This is a genomic window from Streptococcus oralis (assembly GCF_003943415.1).
Taxonomy (GTDB): Bacteria; Bacillota; Bacilli; order Lactobacillales; family Streptococcaceae; genus Streptococcus; species Streptococcus oralis_BJ.
In genome coordinates this window covers 135,653-150,336 of sequence record NZ_RJPK01000005.1, presented here as the reverse complement: position 1 = coordinate 150,336, position 14,684 = coordinate 135,653, and the positions used below count along the sequence as shown (strand labels likewise).

Sequence of the window (14,684 nt, the reverse complement as noted above, 5' to 3'; positions counted from 1 at the left end):
AGGTACCTTTAGTGGACTATCAAACCTTTTCAGATTTGATGAACGAGGTCAAGGATCTCAATGGTGAAATCACAGGCGAGAATGCAAAAAAGCTAGCGGAGTTCTATTCCTACTGGGGAAACTATTTAGAACCGACTCCTGCATTTATGGCATTTCTAGCCTATTTGCCAGGAGGGATTGCCAAGGCCCTTTATCAAATCACTTCCAGCTTAGAACATGTTTTTAATAATATGTTCAAGCTCTTTGGTCTCTTCGGTTATCTGGGAGACCAGAAGACGATTATAGGCCAGTTCTTTTACTGGTTTCAGATATTAGGAACGTCCTTGTTTACTCTGATTTTGGTTGTGTCGGCTGTCGCAGGAGTTTTTACAAAACCAGTCAAATACAAAGGGGTCATTACGAATTTCCTTTTGGTAACAGCTGTAACCGCAGTATTACCACTAGCTTTGACCACCATCTCAACAGCAGTGGCACAGGATGCCATGTCTATCCAGACAGTCTCCAGTGAAGCGCCATCTGGTAGTCAGCCAACTTCCTCCTTGGCTCTGCAACCCATGAAAAATAATGTGGTAGACTTAAAAGTTTTGATCTACAAGGATTTTTCTACAGAGTTGTTTCCAATGGATGATTATGGCTATATCAAGCCCGTTCAGGAAGGTTCTACCCCTGTCAATAATATCACGGATAATTCTGACCAACGGGATACGGCAGATTTTGCGACTAAGATTGATTTTGGGGCAAACTATGGTACGACAAATCCAAAAATGTTAGATGATATACAGAAAAACGACAAAATAGCAGGGATTAAAGGCTTGTTCCTACATAAGTTAAATTCCAATAATACTGGAGTTGAAAGCATTACAGAACACCGAGTCATCAATCAATTGAGTGCTTTTGAATCAGTTTATATGCGCTATAAAGTCAACTGGATAGGGATGTTCCTCCAGTATATTATCCTTGTTGTTCTTTTGGTTAGCATGATCATCAAGCTCGTCAAATCAGTTTTTGATATTTTGATTGAGGCAATGATCTCTCCGATTCTTGGTTATAGCTCCCTATCAAACTCAAAGAAATATAAGGAGCTATTAAGAACGATTGGCGGTGCCTTAGCAGGAATCTTCTTTGAAGTTATCATTATGCGTGTAACCCTTGAGATCTTCAGAGATTTGCCAATCCTTTCTGTCTCAGCAGTGACGAAGCTATCTGGCGGATTCTTTGATGGACTCAACATGTGGGAGCAGTGTCTCGCAGCTGCCTTTGTTTATGTTGGAGTATTCTTTGCAGCAATGCAAGGAGTAGCCATGATCGAGCGCTGGCTTGGAGTTTCAACAGGTCATAGTGAAACAGCTCAACAACTGCTCGGAGCTATGATGATGGGGAATGCCTTTGCGGCTGGAGCAGGCGGTCTCTTTAATGGTGGTATGGCACTTGGTCAATTTGGTATGGATATGGCTAAAAAAGCTCCAGATGCCTTGTCAAAAGGAAGCCAGATTCTAGGAAATAGCCTTGCCAGAACTGGAGGTGGTATTCAAGGTGCTTTGAACTCTGTAAAAGACCAAGGCTTTATGAATGCGGCCAAAGGTGGTGTAAGCAATATGGTTGATTTGGCAGAATGGAAAGCATTTGAAGCCATGCAAAATACGAAAGGGGCAGTTGGTAGCGCATTAGATAAGCTGGATGATAAGGCTGCCTCTGCTCAAAATGCGACCTATAACGCTCTGAAAAATGATGCTGTTCCTGGAATTGATCAGCAACCTGGACCAATTGATATTCCTGAGCCTCCAATTGATCCAGGAACAACGGATGCACCTATTGTCGATCCAACTCCTTCAGCTGAAGGAATGGAGTCCCCAATTCAAGATCCAAATCCACCTGCAGATGCACCAGTTTCAGAATCTACACCACCAGCACAGCCTGATTCTTCTCAACAAAAATTTCAACAGAGCATGAATCAAATGAATTACATGAACCAACAAATGCAACAAGCAGGACAGCGTATGCAGGGAGGACGTCATATCACTGGCGCTGAGAGTGACGACGAAGAAGAATAGGCGGAACTATGGATCTAACAGGGAAGAACATTGTTATCACAGGAAGCCTACGTCCTCTAACTCGAGAAGAAGCCATACGATTTTTAGAAAGTAAAGGAGCTGTCGTTCAAAATTATATATCTTCTAGGACAGATATATTGGTTTTAGGACACAAGCAGTTGAATCTTTTTGATCCAGATAAAAGGTCTAAAAAGCATGATGCAGCGCTTAGACGAATATCAGACGGTCAATCCATCACTTTCCTTTCAGAGGAATCATTCTTTGATTTAGTCAAGAAGTCTCAAGATTGAGGCTTCTTTTATTGTGCAAAAAAGTATATAACTTTTTGTATAATTCTTTCCTGAAAGACAATGGCAAAAATGCTATTGTCCCTTTAAAAGATATTTTCGATTATTCATTATAATGTGAGTATCAAAACAAATATAAAGGAGAAATTCATGTACGGTGAAAAATACGGTGTACCTAGAGATATCTATGCCAAAATTAAGATTATAGGCCTTCTTATCCTAGATATTGCTTTTGTAGGAATTACTGGAGTAATCGCTTTGAGCGTTGGCTTAAAAATCTTTCCTAAAAGCCAGTGGATACAGATGTTCGCATTCATTTTTTTAACACCAGTTCTGAGTTTGTATCTGGTGTTACCAGCTAACGGTGGCAAAAAGAATTGGCACAGCATGTTTCTTTTCTTCAGACGAAGAAGAAAACGTTATATCAGCTTAAATTACATCAGAAGGAGAAAACCATAATGGCGATTAAACAAACTCAACCCCCAAAAAATGAGAAACGTCCGCTGGGACGTATTCAAGAAACGAAGAAACAAACGCAGGAATATTTTGATTTGCATTCTTGCGTTGAGTTGTTGGATGTAAAATCAATCATTCCAAACAGCCAGGCTTATATCCAGTTAGTTGATTATGGCTACTTGCAGCTGATGGAGATACCAGGTAAAGATTTAGGATCGATGTCTTATAACGAGGTTATGAGAACCATTGAAAATTTTGAAACCTGGTTGACTCGATTTGGACCGAATATCCAAGTGGAGACGACAACTTTACCAACAAATACAGATACACAAATTTCTGACTTGCGCCATCATTTGAATTTAGTGCGACAAGAAATGTCTAAGTTATCAGTAAATGATAGACGTTATTTACAACTCAAGGATCGTGAAATTTGGCTTCAAAGCCAAATTAAAGTTGAAGAAAGCATCCGACAAGAAGTCTATAATACAGAGTTTATACTGTGGCTATTTGCACCTACAACAACCGAATTGGACGAATTGGTTCGGAAGGCTAAAACCTATGGAAATAATGATTTTGTTCCACAAGATATCAGCTACAGGAAGAAAATTCAGATAATAAAGCAATACAACAATATGAATGAGAAAGTATAGGAGAGATAGGATGCCTGATTTATCAAAACGTAGACAAAGACAACTAAAAAATGAAGGATATGACCTTGCTTTTATTAGCCAGATTCAACCGCAAGGAAATATTGATTTTCAAAAGGATGACCGCTCCTGGATAAGTGGAGATGGGCACCATACGGTCGTACACTATTATGAGTATCCAACTGAAGGGATGGATCGTTTTTGGCTTTCTGAATTGTTATTGATTCCTGAGACACGTTCCTTCCTGTCACTGTACAAGGAGGATAATAGACAGCTTCAAAAAGAGATTGAGGACTCTATTGAAGAGAAGTCAACACGGATTACAAACAATAGCAAACTAACCAATAATCGGAAAGAACTAGATGAAATTGACAATCTGAATAAACTAAGCCGTGAAATTGATAAGCAAAATATAGCTATGTACGGGATGTATATTCGTGTCTTTGTGTTTGCATCAACCAAAGAAGAATTATTCAAGAAGGTTGAAGAGGTCAAAGACAAAACGTCGAAATTCAAATCCACTATTCTGTCTGGAGAATTAGATTTTGAATACCATGCCCCATTTATTCCAGCTGAATATCAGATTGATTTGCCCAATCATCGAAGAGGAATACCGACTCCAGCTCACTCAATAGCTGGGGGATATTTCTTTAATCATACGAAACTAGAGGATGAGAAAGGCTTCTATCTTGGATGGACTCCAACAAATGGAGCGGTAAATTTCAATTTTCTAGAACGTGACGAGAAAAGAACACGATCCTTTATGATCCTATCTGGAAATCCAAAGATGGGACAGCGATCTTTTCTTATGAAACACACAGACGGTCTCTATGCGAAGGGGCATTATATTCGTAACTTTGATGCTACTGGCCAGTTTCTTGATCAGACACGAAAACAACATGGATTGATTCTTGATTTATCAGGTGAGTCTAACCGTATCAATATTTTCCAGGTATTTCCAACAGTAACCAATGAAGCAGGAACTGAAATTGATAAGAAAAAATCTTACAATCTTCATATCGAGAAACTGAAGAGTATCTATAAACTCCTGAATAATGAAGTGACAGGAGACGATTTAATCACATTTGGAACTCTCTTGAATGAGTTCTATATTGAAGAAGAGTTGTGGGCTCGAAATCCTTCGTTGAATCCAGAAAAACTGAAAGCGACGGATATTGTGAAGGAGGAGTATCCTATTCTGTCTGATTTTATTTTGTTTGTTGATGCCTACAAACGTCGACTGGAACAAACTAGTGCGGATAAAGCCGAACACAAGGCTGTTAAGCGTATTTACAATACGTTTAACGAACTATTGACAACAAACGCAGAAATCTTCGAGGGAACAACCGAATTTCAAGATATCTCTTCAGAGCAAGTTGTAACATTTGACTTCTCAGGGTTGAAGAACGCCCCTCATTTGTTAAATGTTCAAATATTCTCGGTTCTTTCACTTGTCTCAGCTGATATTGTTAATAACGGAAAACGTTGTAAGCAGCTACTGAAGAGGCGGCCTGACTTAACGGAGATGGATATGCAGCACTATATTGTCAATATTAGTGGGGCACAGACACTCATTGATCCTAAGCATGAAAGTAGTGTCAACCTTCTGGCCGATATGATTGATACAATGGGCGAAAACTTTGCTGGTGTTGTATTGTCTGTTAATTCACTGCGAGGGATTTTGTTTGAGACGGGGATTGGCACTCATAAGGATCCGTACGTAACGGCAGTCCAGAGGATTTTTGGTCTGATGCAATATAGAGTTTTTGCTCAGACGGACGAAACCAGTGTTCCTCTACTAGCTAACGCCTTATCTGGATCAATGAACCAGTCTGAACTAGAGACTTTGCCTCGTCTGGCGAAAGGACAGTTATTCATGAATATTGCAGGGGTAGGAAATCTGGTCTTTAACCAACAGCTGTTAGCCCCTGAAGTTGAGCGCTATGGCGGTATTGAGTAAGAAAGGAAGGTAAACCAGAATGGCCAAAAATAAACTAGGAATGATTGCCAGGACTAAGCAGAGATTTGATCAATACGTATTGATTCGTAAATATCGCATGCAACAAGAAAGAGATTATTTCGCTTCAGAGGGAGAATCTGATCCAAAACGCCTGGAAGCACAAAAAGAACGAGATAAGGAGTTTTTGAACGGTCTCAAGAAGATTGGAATAGGATTTATTGTATTTTTAGTTTTTTATGGAATTTTGCGAACAATATTAGGATTGTGGTAAATAAGCGAGGTATCCATGAAAAAAATATTTAAACTGAAGATCCTCATTCCTTTTGTGGCTCTCCTATTAATTATCAATGTTGGGATAACCATGTTAGTTGGGATAATGGGAGCTGTAACCAATAATGGAAGAAATGATTGTGGTGCTGTAGAAACAACATCTTCAACTGGTGACTCCACAGTTTCTTCAGCTGATGGTTCCATCGATGACTTTGTAAAAAAGCATAAGGAAGCCTATATCCTGTCTTGGAAGGCAGGAGGTTTCCTACCTTCAGCCTCTATCACTCAAACAATGATAGAGAATGGCTTCAATTTTACGAATCCTAATGGTACTTCCTTCTGGAAAGCTCACAATATGGGAGGTGTTAAAACCTCTAGTAAAAGTAATTTTCCAGTTACTCTTGCGACGTATGGTGAAGATAGTGTTGATTTAAGTGGGACAAAGCCTGGAGCGAATGTCGGAGACGGTACAGGAGGAGCTTATACTTGGTTCTCTAGCTACGATGCAGGGATCGTAGGGAAAGCTGAGTTTATGGCTCACCAGACACTCTATAAAGGGGCTATAAACAATACAAATGGTATTGCTAGCCTATCTGCTATAGCAGATGGTGGATGGGCCACAGATGGCACTTATAAGAGCAAACTAACTGATATGTATCAAAAGCTAGGTACGAAGTATCAGTGGCTTGATAAGGAAGCTATTGCCGCTCATGGTGAGAAACCTTATGAAGGCTCCAGTACACAAGATATCGGTTCTTCAGATAGTGCGGCATCTTCTTCAGCTGAAAAAAGTGGATGTGGAGAATCAGGTAGCAGTGCCGATGGAACGGGAACTGTGCCTTCAGATGCGACTGCATGGGGGTATAAACCAGAAGACTTACCAGATAGTTTGAAATCATTCATTATTGATCCTAAGAGCTTAGGCATGGACTATGCTAAGTCTACAGGATGGTATAATCCTGGAAGTGACGAGTATGCTGGTCAATGTGTGAATCTTACAATTAGCATGGGAAATCACTTATGGGGCCATTCTGGATCCGTACAGGGCGATGGGAAAGATCAGGCGGCAGCGTGGGCTGCAATATTTGGAAACTCAGTTAAGACTACACCTAAAAAAGGCGCCATTTTTTCTACACAGGTAGGAGGCGGAGGATATGGTCATACTGGTATTGTATGTCATGTTTTCGAGAATGGCTCCATCTTGTTTGTAGAGCAAAATACACCTCTGAGTGGTTGGGATCAGTTCAAAACTCCATATACATGGAATTATCGTATTTGGACTAAATCTCAACAGCAAGAACAGGTAATCTCTTTTGCTTATCCAGATGACAGAGAAGCTAAATTAAGTTCAAATTAAAAGGAGGAGATAAGATGATTGATTGGATAAAAGAGAATATGGTTGTATCGATTGTAGCAGGTGTTCTATTGATTTTGGCAGGAATAGGGATTGTGTCGAGTTTCAGACCATCTCAACAAACCAAAATAGAGGAACCAGCTCAGGTGAGTTCTTCGGGAACCTCTCAAAACGAACCGTCTTCCAAAGAGGAAACAGCAGATGAGAAGCATTATCGGACAGCTAAGCTAAAACTAGAACGTCCCTATGCAGAGGCAACACTGGAAGATAAAAAGGAAGTGTTAAAAGCCTTTGAAGAAGCAGTAGCAGATATAAAAAAGACGAAGTTTCTGCCAAATGTCAAGGGAACAATCGAGAATCATTTATCTATGACACAGAATGCGATGGTTCAAACCTTTGCGATGGCTCTTCTGACGAATCAGTATGATTTTCAACCTGAACAATTGGAAGTGATGCCAACTGAATCAGATGATGTTATTCAATTTTTAGTTGTTCTAACTAAAAATGGAGAAGAGAACAGCTATTTCGTTGGAAATTTCAATACTACGGTTCAACAAATCCAGCTAAAAGCCTATGTTGGCGGAAATATAGGTGGTACATACGGCTAACAAGTTGCACAAAAAGTTATATAACTTTTTGTGCTTTTATATTGACAAGAAAAGTAGTTTTAGGTATAATTAAGTATATAAAAAGTTATATAACAAAATATACAATTATCCAAGGAGGGAATCATGAAGATTCAAACTACAAACTTAGGAAAAGGTGGCGGTGGTAAGACTACTGATACCTTTAATGAAGGGGATTGGTTGGCACGTGTTAAGGGGCTTAGAACACTACTCATTGATGGAGCTTGGGAATGCAATTTGACAAGAACATTTGATGTAAAATGTGAGAAAACCGTCTATGATATATTTACGACTGGAGAGTATGAGATAGTTCCAATATCAGAAAATCTCAGTTTGATTTGTGGTGATGAGCGTTTGACAGATGAGCAGTTAGATCTTGCTAGTCGAAACAACAAATATCTCCAGTTGTTTATGTGGTTTAGCGAACATTACGAGGAGTTAGAAGCACAATTTGATGTCATTCTAATTGATACGCATAATGACGAGAGCCTAGTTACTGCTAATTTTATAGCCGTATCAGATATTGTCTTAGCTGTTTCTGATGCCTCTCTTAATGGTTTTCGTGCCTGGTTATCTTTGAAAAATTTTGTAGACTTCATCAAGAGCGAAGCTATCGAAGTCATTACTAAGAAAAGCTATGTTAAAGCAGAACCTTATCTTATTGGGAATAAAATTAAGTACTTTGGAAACAATGTAACAGACACCTGTAAACAATTTTTAGAAGTTGTTGAAGAAGATCAGGCTTATCTGGGATCTATCCAGGAGAAAGAGCTCATGGCCAAGAGTCTTGTGATCAGTCAGAGTGTCTTTGAGCAGCATGAAGAGATGACAGCTAACCAAAAAGAGACACATCAAAAGTTTTATGATAATATAAACTACGTATATGAAAATATTTTGAGTGTGTTAGAAGGAGAGGTAGCATGACAGAGAATCGATTCGCACAAGTAAAACAAACATTCCAAAGTACACCAAAGAGAGAAAAGATTCCTTCGTCTAGGAAACAAAATCAGGAGGCTAGAAAGTCTCCTGAAAGCTACAATAAAAAGCAACGTTTCCCTTTCTCTCTGCATCATAATGTTCGATATGATATGTTAGATGCTTTAGTAGAGTTTCACGGTGAAAAATCAGCTTCATCTTATCTTGAGAATCTGATTATAAGAGAATGGGAAAAGATGGAGCGAAAGAAAAAATAGAGTTCCATAAGAAAGGAAATATAGCAATGAAATACTTATCAGATCTAGATGAGATTTTAAAATATTACTGATGAAGTAGGAGGAATTTACAATGATTTTCATTGATATTAAAAGACTTGTTCAGCTATTCTTTATTTTTATCGGAGCTATAGCAGTCTATGTATTCTATAAGACGTTTGGTCTTAGTATGGTGTTTATAGTCGTTTTAGGATTGGCCGTTTTAAAATTCGCCCCAGCTTTCTTTCCAGTTGTATTATTACTGTATTTAGGGCTTCACTTTACAGGTGGTTTTTCCTTTATTGCAGATGGAATTGTGACGGTTTTATGGAGTATTATTTTGATTCCTATGGGGATAGCTACTATTGAAATGAGCAAATCCTATTTTAGTAAGAAAGAGAAACCTTGGTATGACAAGTAAGAGTTTATCTGAAAAGATAGGCTCTTTTTTTTGTCAGAACAAAGGATTATTTGAACATTCAGGTCAAAATTTATTAAAATAAGCGTAATTTTAATAAGGGAGGATTCTGAATGGCTTTCTTTGATGAGAGAGAACTAAAAAATCAATTGCTGTTTCAAAATGCAAAAGAATTTTATAACTTTGTTTCTAGGTATGATGAGGAGATGATTCCGGTCATGAAAGCAAAAGGCTATACCTGTATTCATTCAATGGAGCGAACCGTTGCTTTTACATTTGGTGAGTTTACTTTTAGAAGAAGACGTTGGAAAAAGGGAGATCATTGGGTCATTCCAGTAGATGAAAAGTTAGGACTTCAGAAGAACGTCCGCTTCTCCTGGGAATTTATGTATCAGGTGGCTAAATTATCTACTTTAATGCCCTATGATAAAGTAACTCAGGTGATCCAATTGACTTATCACATCTCTATCACAAAGCCAATTGTAGTAAAAGCTGTAAAAATTTGTGAGAAGTTATTGGAGGAAAGAGATGGCTATCGATATTATGAAGAGAATAATGAAGTTAGCAAAAGAAAAGCCCAGGTTATTTATATTGAGGGTGATGGTGTGATGGTTAAAGCACGTGACACACAGAAGGATAATAAACATTACGATTTATCCCATTTTGTAGTCCATACGGGAAGCCAGAAAGTTGGCAGCAATCGATTTGAACTCCAGGACAAAAAGGAATTTATTGGTCTTGACAATCGCTTAGTGAGGGAGCAGGTAATCGATTATCTATTTAATAATTATGAAGTTACGGATCAGACTTTATTGATTACGAACTCTGATGGAGGTCATGGATATACACCCTATGTTTTCAAAGAAATTGCGAAGGTTTTGCGAATTAAACGACACGAACATTTTTGGGATGAGTACCATGTAAATAAGGAGTTGAAGAATTATTTAAAATTTTACTCTGAAGATCTATTAGAGAGAGCTTTCCAGGCGATTAAGCAACACGATAAGCAGTTGATGAGAATGGTCCTAGATACGACCGAAAGTTATATCGAGACAGAAGAAGAACAAGAGTTATTTGAGAAGTTCAAGAGTAAAATATTGAGAAATTTCCAATACACTAAACCAGCAGAACAAAGAGGATTCAGCCATGCAGGAATTGGGATAATGGAGAGTCAGCATCGTAAGGTCACTTATAGAATGAAAAAAAGAGGAATGTACTGGACACTTGCTGGAGCTGAAACGATGAGTAGAATAATTGTTTTGAATTATGAGGATTCTTTGAGGGAACTATTCTTTGGCAACTGGAGAGAAGATTATGAAAAATTTATTTCTTTAGAGGAAGTTTCTGCTTATACCATTAAAAAAAGAATGGGTAAAACGGAAAAAGAAAATACATCTAGATATCAATGTTACCCTGATAGTAAAAGATTATCTTACTTCCGAAAACAATAGAGGTACATAATAAAGTATACAAAAAGTTATATAACAATAGCCTTTATAAAAAAAGGTCTTTTTGTGCTACAATCAAACATAAAATGCTTGCACGGTATGTAAAAATGTGTTATAATTTACTTAAATTAATCGAATAAAAAAAGACGAAAAGTGCGCTAACACTTCTCGCCTTACCGAGTAAGAACTCGTCCTTCTTACTCAGTCTTTAATTAATGATACATGATAACTGTATCAATGTCAAGACTGAGCAAGAAATTTGTTCAGTCTTTTTTTGAAACTCGGTGATGTTCTCCTAAAAAATGTATGAATTTAGGCGTTCTAAAAAATTCTACCGCATACAAAAATGAAAAATATCTTGACAATGAAGGAAAAAATGTGTTACAATAATAGACGGTACTTTTTACTTTTGGTCTCTCAAAAGTGTACAGGGACGTGCTGACAAATGTTGCAAAAGTACACACAGATGGTAGCTGTCACCAAGTGTATCATCACCAAAAATAAAAAAACACAGGAGAATGTAGATGCCTACAATTAACCAATTGGTTCGCAAACCGCGTAAATCAAAAGTAGAAAAATCTAAATCACCAGCTTTGAACGTTGGTTACAACAGTCATAAAAAAGTTCAAACAAACGTTTCTTCACCACAAAAACGTGGTGTTGCAACTCGTGTTGGAACAATGACACCTAAAAAACCTAACTCTGCCCTTCGTAAATTCGCTCGTGTACGTTTGAGCAACCTTATCGAAGTTACTGCCTACATCCCAGGTATCGGACACAACTTGCAAGAGCACAGCGTGGTGCTTCTTCGTGGTGGACGTGTAAAAGACCTTCCAGGGGTACGTTACCATATCGTCCGTGGTGCACTTGATACTGCAGGTGTTAACGATCGTAAACAAGGCCGTTCTAAATACGGTACTAAACGTCCAAAAGCATAAGGAAAGGGGATAAAGAGAAATGAGTCGTAAAAATAGAGCTCCAAAACGTGACGTATTGCCAGATCCGCTTTACAATTCACAACTAGTTACTCGTCTTATCAACCGCGTTATGCTTGATGGTAAACGTGGTACAGCTGCTTCAATCGTTTACGGTGCTTTTGAGCAAATCAAAGAAGCTACTGGCAACGATGCACTTGAAGTATTTGAAACAGCTATGGAAAACATCATGCCTGTACTTGAAGTACGTGCACGTCGTGTTGGTGGATCTAACTACCAAGTCCCAGTTGAAGTTCGTCCAGAACGCCGTACAACACTTGGACTTCGTTGGTTGGTAACAATCGCTCGCCTTCGTGGTGAACACACAATGCAAGACCGTCTTGCAAAAGAAATCTTGGACGCTGCTAACAACACTGGTGCAGCTGTTAAGAAACGTGAAGACACTCACCGTATGGCTGAAGCTAACCGTGCCTTCGCACACTTCCGTTGGTAAGAATAAGATACTAAGGGCGTTAAAAAAGCGACTGAAAATTAGGAAGCTTGACGCAGAATCAAAGATTCTAGGAAAGCTTATCTATTTTCCGAGCTTTTAGCCCGAGTTCAATTCAACTTACCAGCTCGTGAGTTGAAACCAACAAAAACAAGATAAACATTGAGAACGGGTAGGTCCTGCCTATCCGTTTTTTCTAAATAATGTTATAATAGATTGTAAAATAAAAAATAGGAGAAACTAACCTCATGGCACGCGAATTTTCACTTGAAAAAACTCGTAATATCGGTATCATGGCTCACGTCGATGCTGGTAAAACAACAACTACTGAGCGTATTCTTTACTACACTGGTAAAATCCACAAAATCGGTGAAACTCACGAAGGTGCGTCACAAATGGACTGGATGGAGCAAGAGCAAGAACGTGGTATCACTATCACATCTGCTGCGACAACAGCTCAATGGAACAACCACCGTGTAAACATCATCGACACACCAGGACACGTGGACTTCACAATCGAAGTACAACGTTCTCTTCGTGTATTGGACGGTGCGGTTACTGTTCTTGACTCACAATCAGGTGTTGAGCCTCAAACTGAAACAGTTTGGCGTCAAGCAACTGAGTACGGAGTTCCACGTATCGTATTTGCTAACAAAATGGACAAAATCGGTGCTGATTTCCTTTACTCTGTAAGCACACTTCACGATCGTCTTCAAGCAAATGCACACCCAATCCAATTGCCAATCGGTTCTGAAGATGACTTCCGTGGTATCATCGACTTGATCAAGATGAAAGCTGAAATCTATACTAACGACCTTGGTACAGATATCCTTGAAGAAGATATTCCAGCTGAATACCTTGACCAAGCTCAAGAATACCGTGAAAAACTGATCGAAGCAGTTGCTGAAACTGACGAAGAATTGATGATGAAATACCTTGAAGGTGAAGAAATCACTAACGAAGAATTGAAAGCTGGTATCCGTAAAGCGACTATCAATGTTGAATTCTTCCCAGTATTATGTGGATCAGCCTTCAAGAACAAAGGTGTTCAATTGATGCTTGATGCGGTTATCGACTACCTTCCAAGCCCACTTGACATCCCAGCGATCAAAGGTATCAACCCAGATACAGATGAAGAAGAAACTCGTCCTGCATCTGACGAAGAGCCATTTGCAGCTCTTGCCTTCAAGATCATGACTGACCCATTCGTAGGTCGTTTGACATTCTTCCGTGTTTACTCAGGTGTTCTTCAATCAGGTTCATACGTATTGAACACTTCTAAAGGTAAACGTGAACGTATCGGACGTATCCTTCAAATGCACGCTAATAGCCGTCAAGAAATCGACACTGTTTACTCAGGTGATATCGCTGCTGCCGTTGGTTTGAAAGATACTACAACTGGTGACTCATTGACAGATGAAAAAGCTAAAATCATCCTTGAGTCAATCAACGTTCCAGAACCAGTTATCCAATTGATGGTTGAGCCAAAATCTAAAGCTGACCAAGATAAGATGGGTATCGCCCTTCAAAAATTGGCTGAAGAAGATCCAACATTCCGCGTTGAAACAAACGTTGAAACTGGTGAAACAGTTATCTCTGGTATGGGTGAACTTCACCTTGACGTCCTTGTTGACCGTATGCGTCGTGAATTCAAAGTTGAAGCGAACGTAGGTGCTCCTCAAGTATCTTACCGTGAAACATTCCGCGCTTCTACTCAAGCACGTGGATTCTTCAAACGCCAGTCTGGTGGTAAAGGTCAATTTGGTGATGTTTGGATTGAATTTACTCCAAACGAAGAAGGAAAAGGATTCGAATTCGAAAACGCAATCGTCGGTGGTGTGGTTCCTCGTGAATTTATCCCAGCGGTTGAAAAAGGTTTGGTAGAATCTATGGCTAACGGTGTTCTTGCAGGTTACCCAATGGTTGACGTTAAAGCTAAGCTTTACGATGGTTCATACCACGATGTCGACTCATCTGAAACTGCCTTCAAGATCGCGGCTTCACTTGCATTGAAAGAAGCTGCTAAGACTGCACAACCAGCTATCCTTGAGCCGATGATGCTTGTAACTATCACTGTTCCTGAAGAAAACCTTGGTGACGTTATGGGTCACGTAACAGCTCGTCGTGGACGTGTTGACGGTATGGAAGCTCATGGTAACAGCCAAATCGTTCGTGCTTACGTCCCACTTGCTGAAATGTTCGGTTACGCAACTGTTCTTCGTTCAGCATCTCAAGGACGTGGTACTTTCATGATGGTATTTGACCACTACGAAGATGTACCTAAGTCAGTACAAGAAGAAATCATTAAGAAAAACAAAGGTGAAGACTAATCAGTCCTCGCTCTAGAAGGAAGTCACTTGGTGGCTTCCTTTTTATGTTCTATATCAAAGAAGATTAGAAAAATATACTCTAAATTAAATTTGGAAATAATAAAATCGTTCAATTCCCTATTCATATTTATAAAAATAGGAAAAACATTCATAAAAACACGTTTAGATAGAAAATTCAGAAAATTGCTTCTTTTGTCTTGAAAATTTTTGAAAAAATGGTAT

Annotated in this window: 15 protein-coding genes; all 15 read left to right on the top strand. The window is 39.0% G+C overall.

Annotated elements, in window-relative coordinates; translation table 11 throughout:
* Positions 1-11: 11 nt before the first annotated feature.
* Positions 12-2,051: a pLS20_p028 family conjugation system transmembrane protein gene (locus D8801_RS07715; RefSeq protein ID WP_125848999.1), complete on the top strand. Its 2,040-nt coding sequence runs from the start codon at positions 12-14 to the stop codon at positions 2,049-2,051.
* Between the two features lie 8 nt (positions 2,052-2,059).
* Positions 2,060-2,341, top strand: a complete 282-nt coding sequence (locus D8801_RS07710; protein ID WP_049505120.1) for a BRCT domain-containing protein — start codon at positions 2,060-2,062, stop codon at positions 2,339-2,341.
* 147 nt (positions 2,342-2,488) lie between these two features.
* Positions 2,489-2,797: a DUF5592 family protein gene (locus tag D8801_RS07705; RefSeq protein ID WP_000274176.1), complete on the top strand. Its 309-nt coding sequence runs from the start codon at positions 2,489-2,491 to the stop codon at positions 2,795-2,797.
* On the top strand, positions 2,797-3,444 hold the full coding sequence (locus D8801_RS07700; protein ID WP_125848997.1) for a hypothetical protein: 648 nt from the start codon (positions 2,797-2,799) through the stop codon (positions 3,442-3,444). The genes D8801_RS07705 and D8801_RS07700 overlap by 1 nt, the downstream gene beginning before the upstream one ends.
* 10 nt (positions 3,445-3,454) lie before the next feature.
* The gene (locus D8801_RS07695; protein ID WP_125848995.1) at positions 3,455-5,401 is read left to right on the top strand and encodes a virulence factor; all 1,947 of its coding nucleotides are present in this window, start codon (positions 3,455-3,457) and stop codon (positions 5,399-5,401) included.
* 19 nt (positions 5,402-5,420) lie between these two features.
* On the top strand, positions 5,421-5,672 hold the full coding sequence (locus D8801_RS07690) for a hypothetical protein (RefSeq protein ID WP_001107251.1): 252 nt from the start codon (positions 5,421-5,423) through the stop codon (positions 5,670-5,672).
* A 15-nt stretch (positions 5,673-5,687) separates the two neighbouring features.
* Positions 5,688-7,028 carry a CHAP domain-containing protein gene (locus D8801_RS07685; protein WP_125848993.1) on the top strand — a complete coding sequence of 447 codons (1,341 nt, stop codon included), beginning with the start codon at positions 5,688-5,690 and terminating at the stop codon, positions 7,026-7,028.
* 14 nt (positions 7,029-7,042) lie between these two features.
* Positions 7,043-7,633 carry a hypothetical protein gene (locus D8801_RS07680; RefSeq protein ID WP_125848991.1) on the top strand — a complete coding sequence of 197 codons (591 nt, stop codon included), beginning with the start codon at positions 7,043-7,045 and terminating at the stop codon, positions 7,631-7,633.
* A 123-nt stretch (positions 7,634-7,756) separates the two neighbouring features.
* Complete coding sequence (locus tag D8801_RS07675; protein WP_125848989.1) at positions 7,757-8,575, top strand: ParA family protein; 819 nt, start codon at positions 7,757-7,759, stop codon at positions 8,573-8,575.
* Entirely contained in the window at positions 8,572-8,844 is a 273-nt protein-coding gene (locus D8801_RS07670; RefSeq protein WP_049510582.1) for a hypothetical protein, read from the top strand. Before D8801_RS07675 ends, D8801_RS07670 begins: the two co-directional genes overlap by 4 nt.
* Before the next feature lie 91 nt (positions 8,845-8,935).
* Positions 8,936-9,262 (top strand): hypothetical protein, encoded by a 327-nt coding sequence (locus tag D8801_RS07665; protein WP_125848987.1) that lies wholly within the window; start codon positions 8,936-8,938, stop codon positions 9,260-9,262.
* A 110-nt stretch (positions 9,263-9,372) separates the two neighbouring features.
* On the top strand, positions 9,373-10,710 hold the full coding sequence (locus tag D8801_RS07660; RefSeq protein ID WP_125848985.1) for an ISLre2 family transposase: 1,338 nt from the start codon (positions 9,373-9,375) through the stop codon (positions 10,708-10,710).
* A gap of 521 nt (positions 10,711-11,231) precedes the next feature.
* Complete coding sequence (rpsL, locus tag D8801_RS07650) at positions 11,232-11,645, top strand: 30S ribosomal protein S12 (RefSeq protein ID WP_001142332.1); 414 nt, start codon at positions 11,232-11,234, stop codon at positions 11,643-11,645.
* Between the two features lie 19 nt (positions 11,646-11,664).
* The gene (gene rpsG, locus D8801_RS07645; RefSeq protein WP_000087873.1) at positions 11,665-12,135 is read left to right on the top strand and encodes a 30S ribosomal protein S7; all 471 of its coding nucleotides are present in this window, start codon (positions 11,665-11,667) and stop codon (positions 12,133-12,135) included.
* Between the two features lie 245 nt (positions 12,136-12,380).
* Positions 12,381-14,462 (top strand): elongation factor G, encoded by a 2,082-nt coding sequence (fusA, locus tag D8801_RS07640; protein WP_000090349.1) that lies wholly within the window; start codon positions 12,381-12,383, stop codon positions 14,460-14,462.
* The last annotated feature ends 222 nt before the right edge of the window (positions 14,463-14,684 follow it).

Bases quoted from the DNA above. Each gene is read 5' to 3' on its own strand.
- D8801_RS07690 (WP_001107251.1), top strand. From the start codon at position 5,421: ATGGCCAAAAATAAACTAGGAATGATTGCCAGGACTAAGCAGAGATTT.
- D8801_RS07680 (WP_125848991.1), top strand. From the start codon at position 7,043: ATGATTGATTGGATAAAAGAGAATATGGTTGTATCGATTGTAGCAGGT.
- D8801_RS07685 (WP_125848993.1), top strand. From the start codon at position 5,688: ATGAAAAAAATATTTAAACTGAAGATCCTCATTCCTTTTGTGGCTCTC.
- D8801_RS07665 (WP_125848987.1), top strand. From the start codon at position 8,936: ATGATTTTCATTGATATTAAAAGACTTGTTCAGCTATTCTTTATTTTT.
- D8801_RS07705 (WP_000274176.1), top strand. From the start codon at position 2,489: ATGTACGGTGAAAAATACGGTGTACCTAGAGATATCTATGCCAAAATT.
- D8801_RS07700 (WP_125848997.1), top strand. From the start codon at position 2,797: ATGGCGATTAAACAAACTCAACCCCCAAAAAATGAGAAACGTCCGCTG.
- D8801_RS07675 (WP_125848989.1), top strand. From the start codon at position 7,757: ATGAAGATTCAAACTACAAACTTAGGAAAAGGTGGCGGTGGTAAGACT.
- D8801_RS07660 (WP_125848985.1), top strand. From the start codon at position 9,373: ATGGCTTTCTTTGATGAGAGAGAACTAAAAAATCAATTGCTGTTTCAA.
- D8801_RS07710 (WP_049505120.1), top strand. From the start codon at position 2,060: ATGGATCTAACAGGGAAGAACATTGTTATCACAGGAAGCCTACGTCCT.
- D8801_RS07670 (WP_049510582.1), top strand. From the start codon at position 8,572: ATGACAGAGAATCGATTCGCACAAGTAAAACAAACATTCCAAAGTACA.
- rpsL (WP_001142332.1), top strand. From the start codon at position 11,232: ATGCCTACAATTAACCAATTGGTTCGCAAACCGCGTAAATCAAAAGTA.
- D8801_RS07695 (WP_125848995.1), top strand. From the start codon at position 3,455: ATGCCTGATTTATCAAAACGTAGACAAAGACAACTAAAAAATGAAGGA.
- fusA (WP_000090349.1), top strand. From the start codon at position 12,381: ATGGCACGCGAATTTTCACTTGAAAAAACTCGTAATATCGGTATCATG.
- rpsG (WP_000087873.1), top strand. From the start codon at position 11,665: ATGAGTCGTAAAAATAGAGCTCCAAAACGTGACGTATTGCCAGATCCG.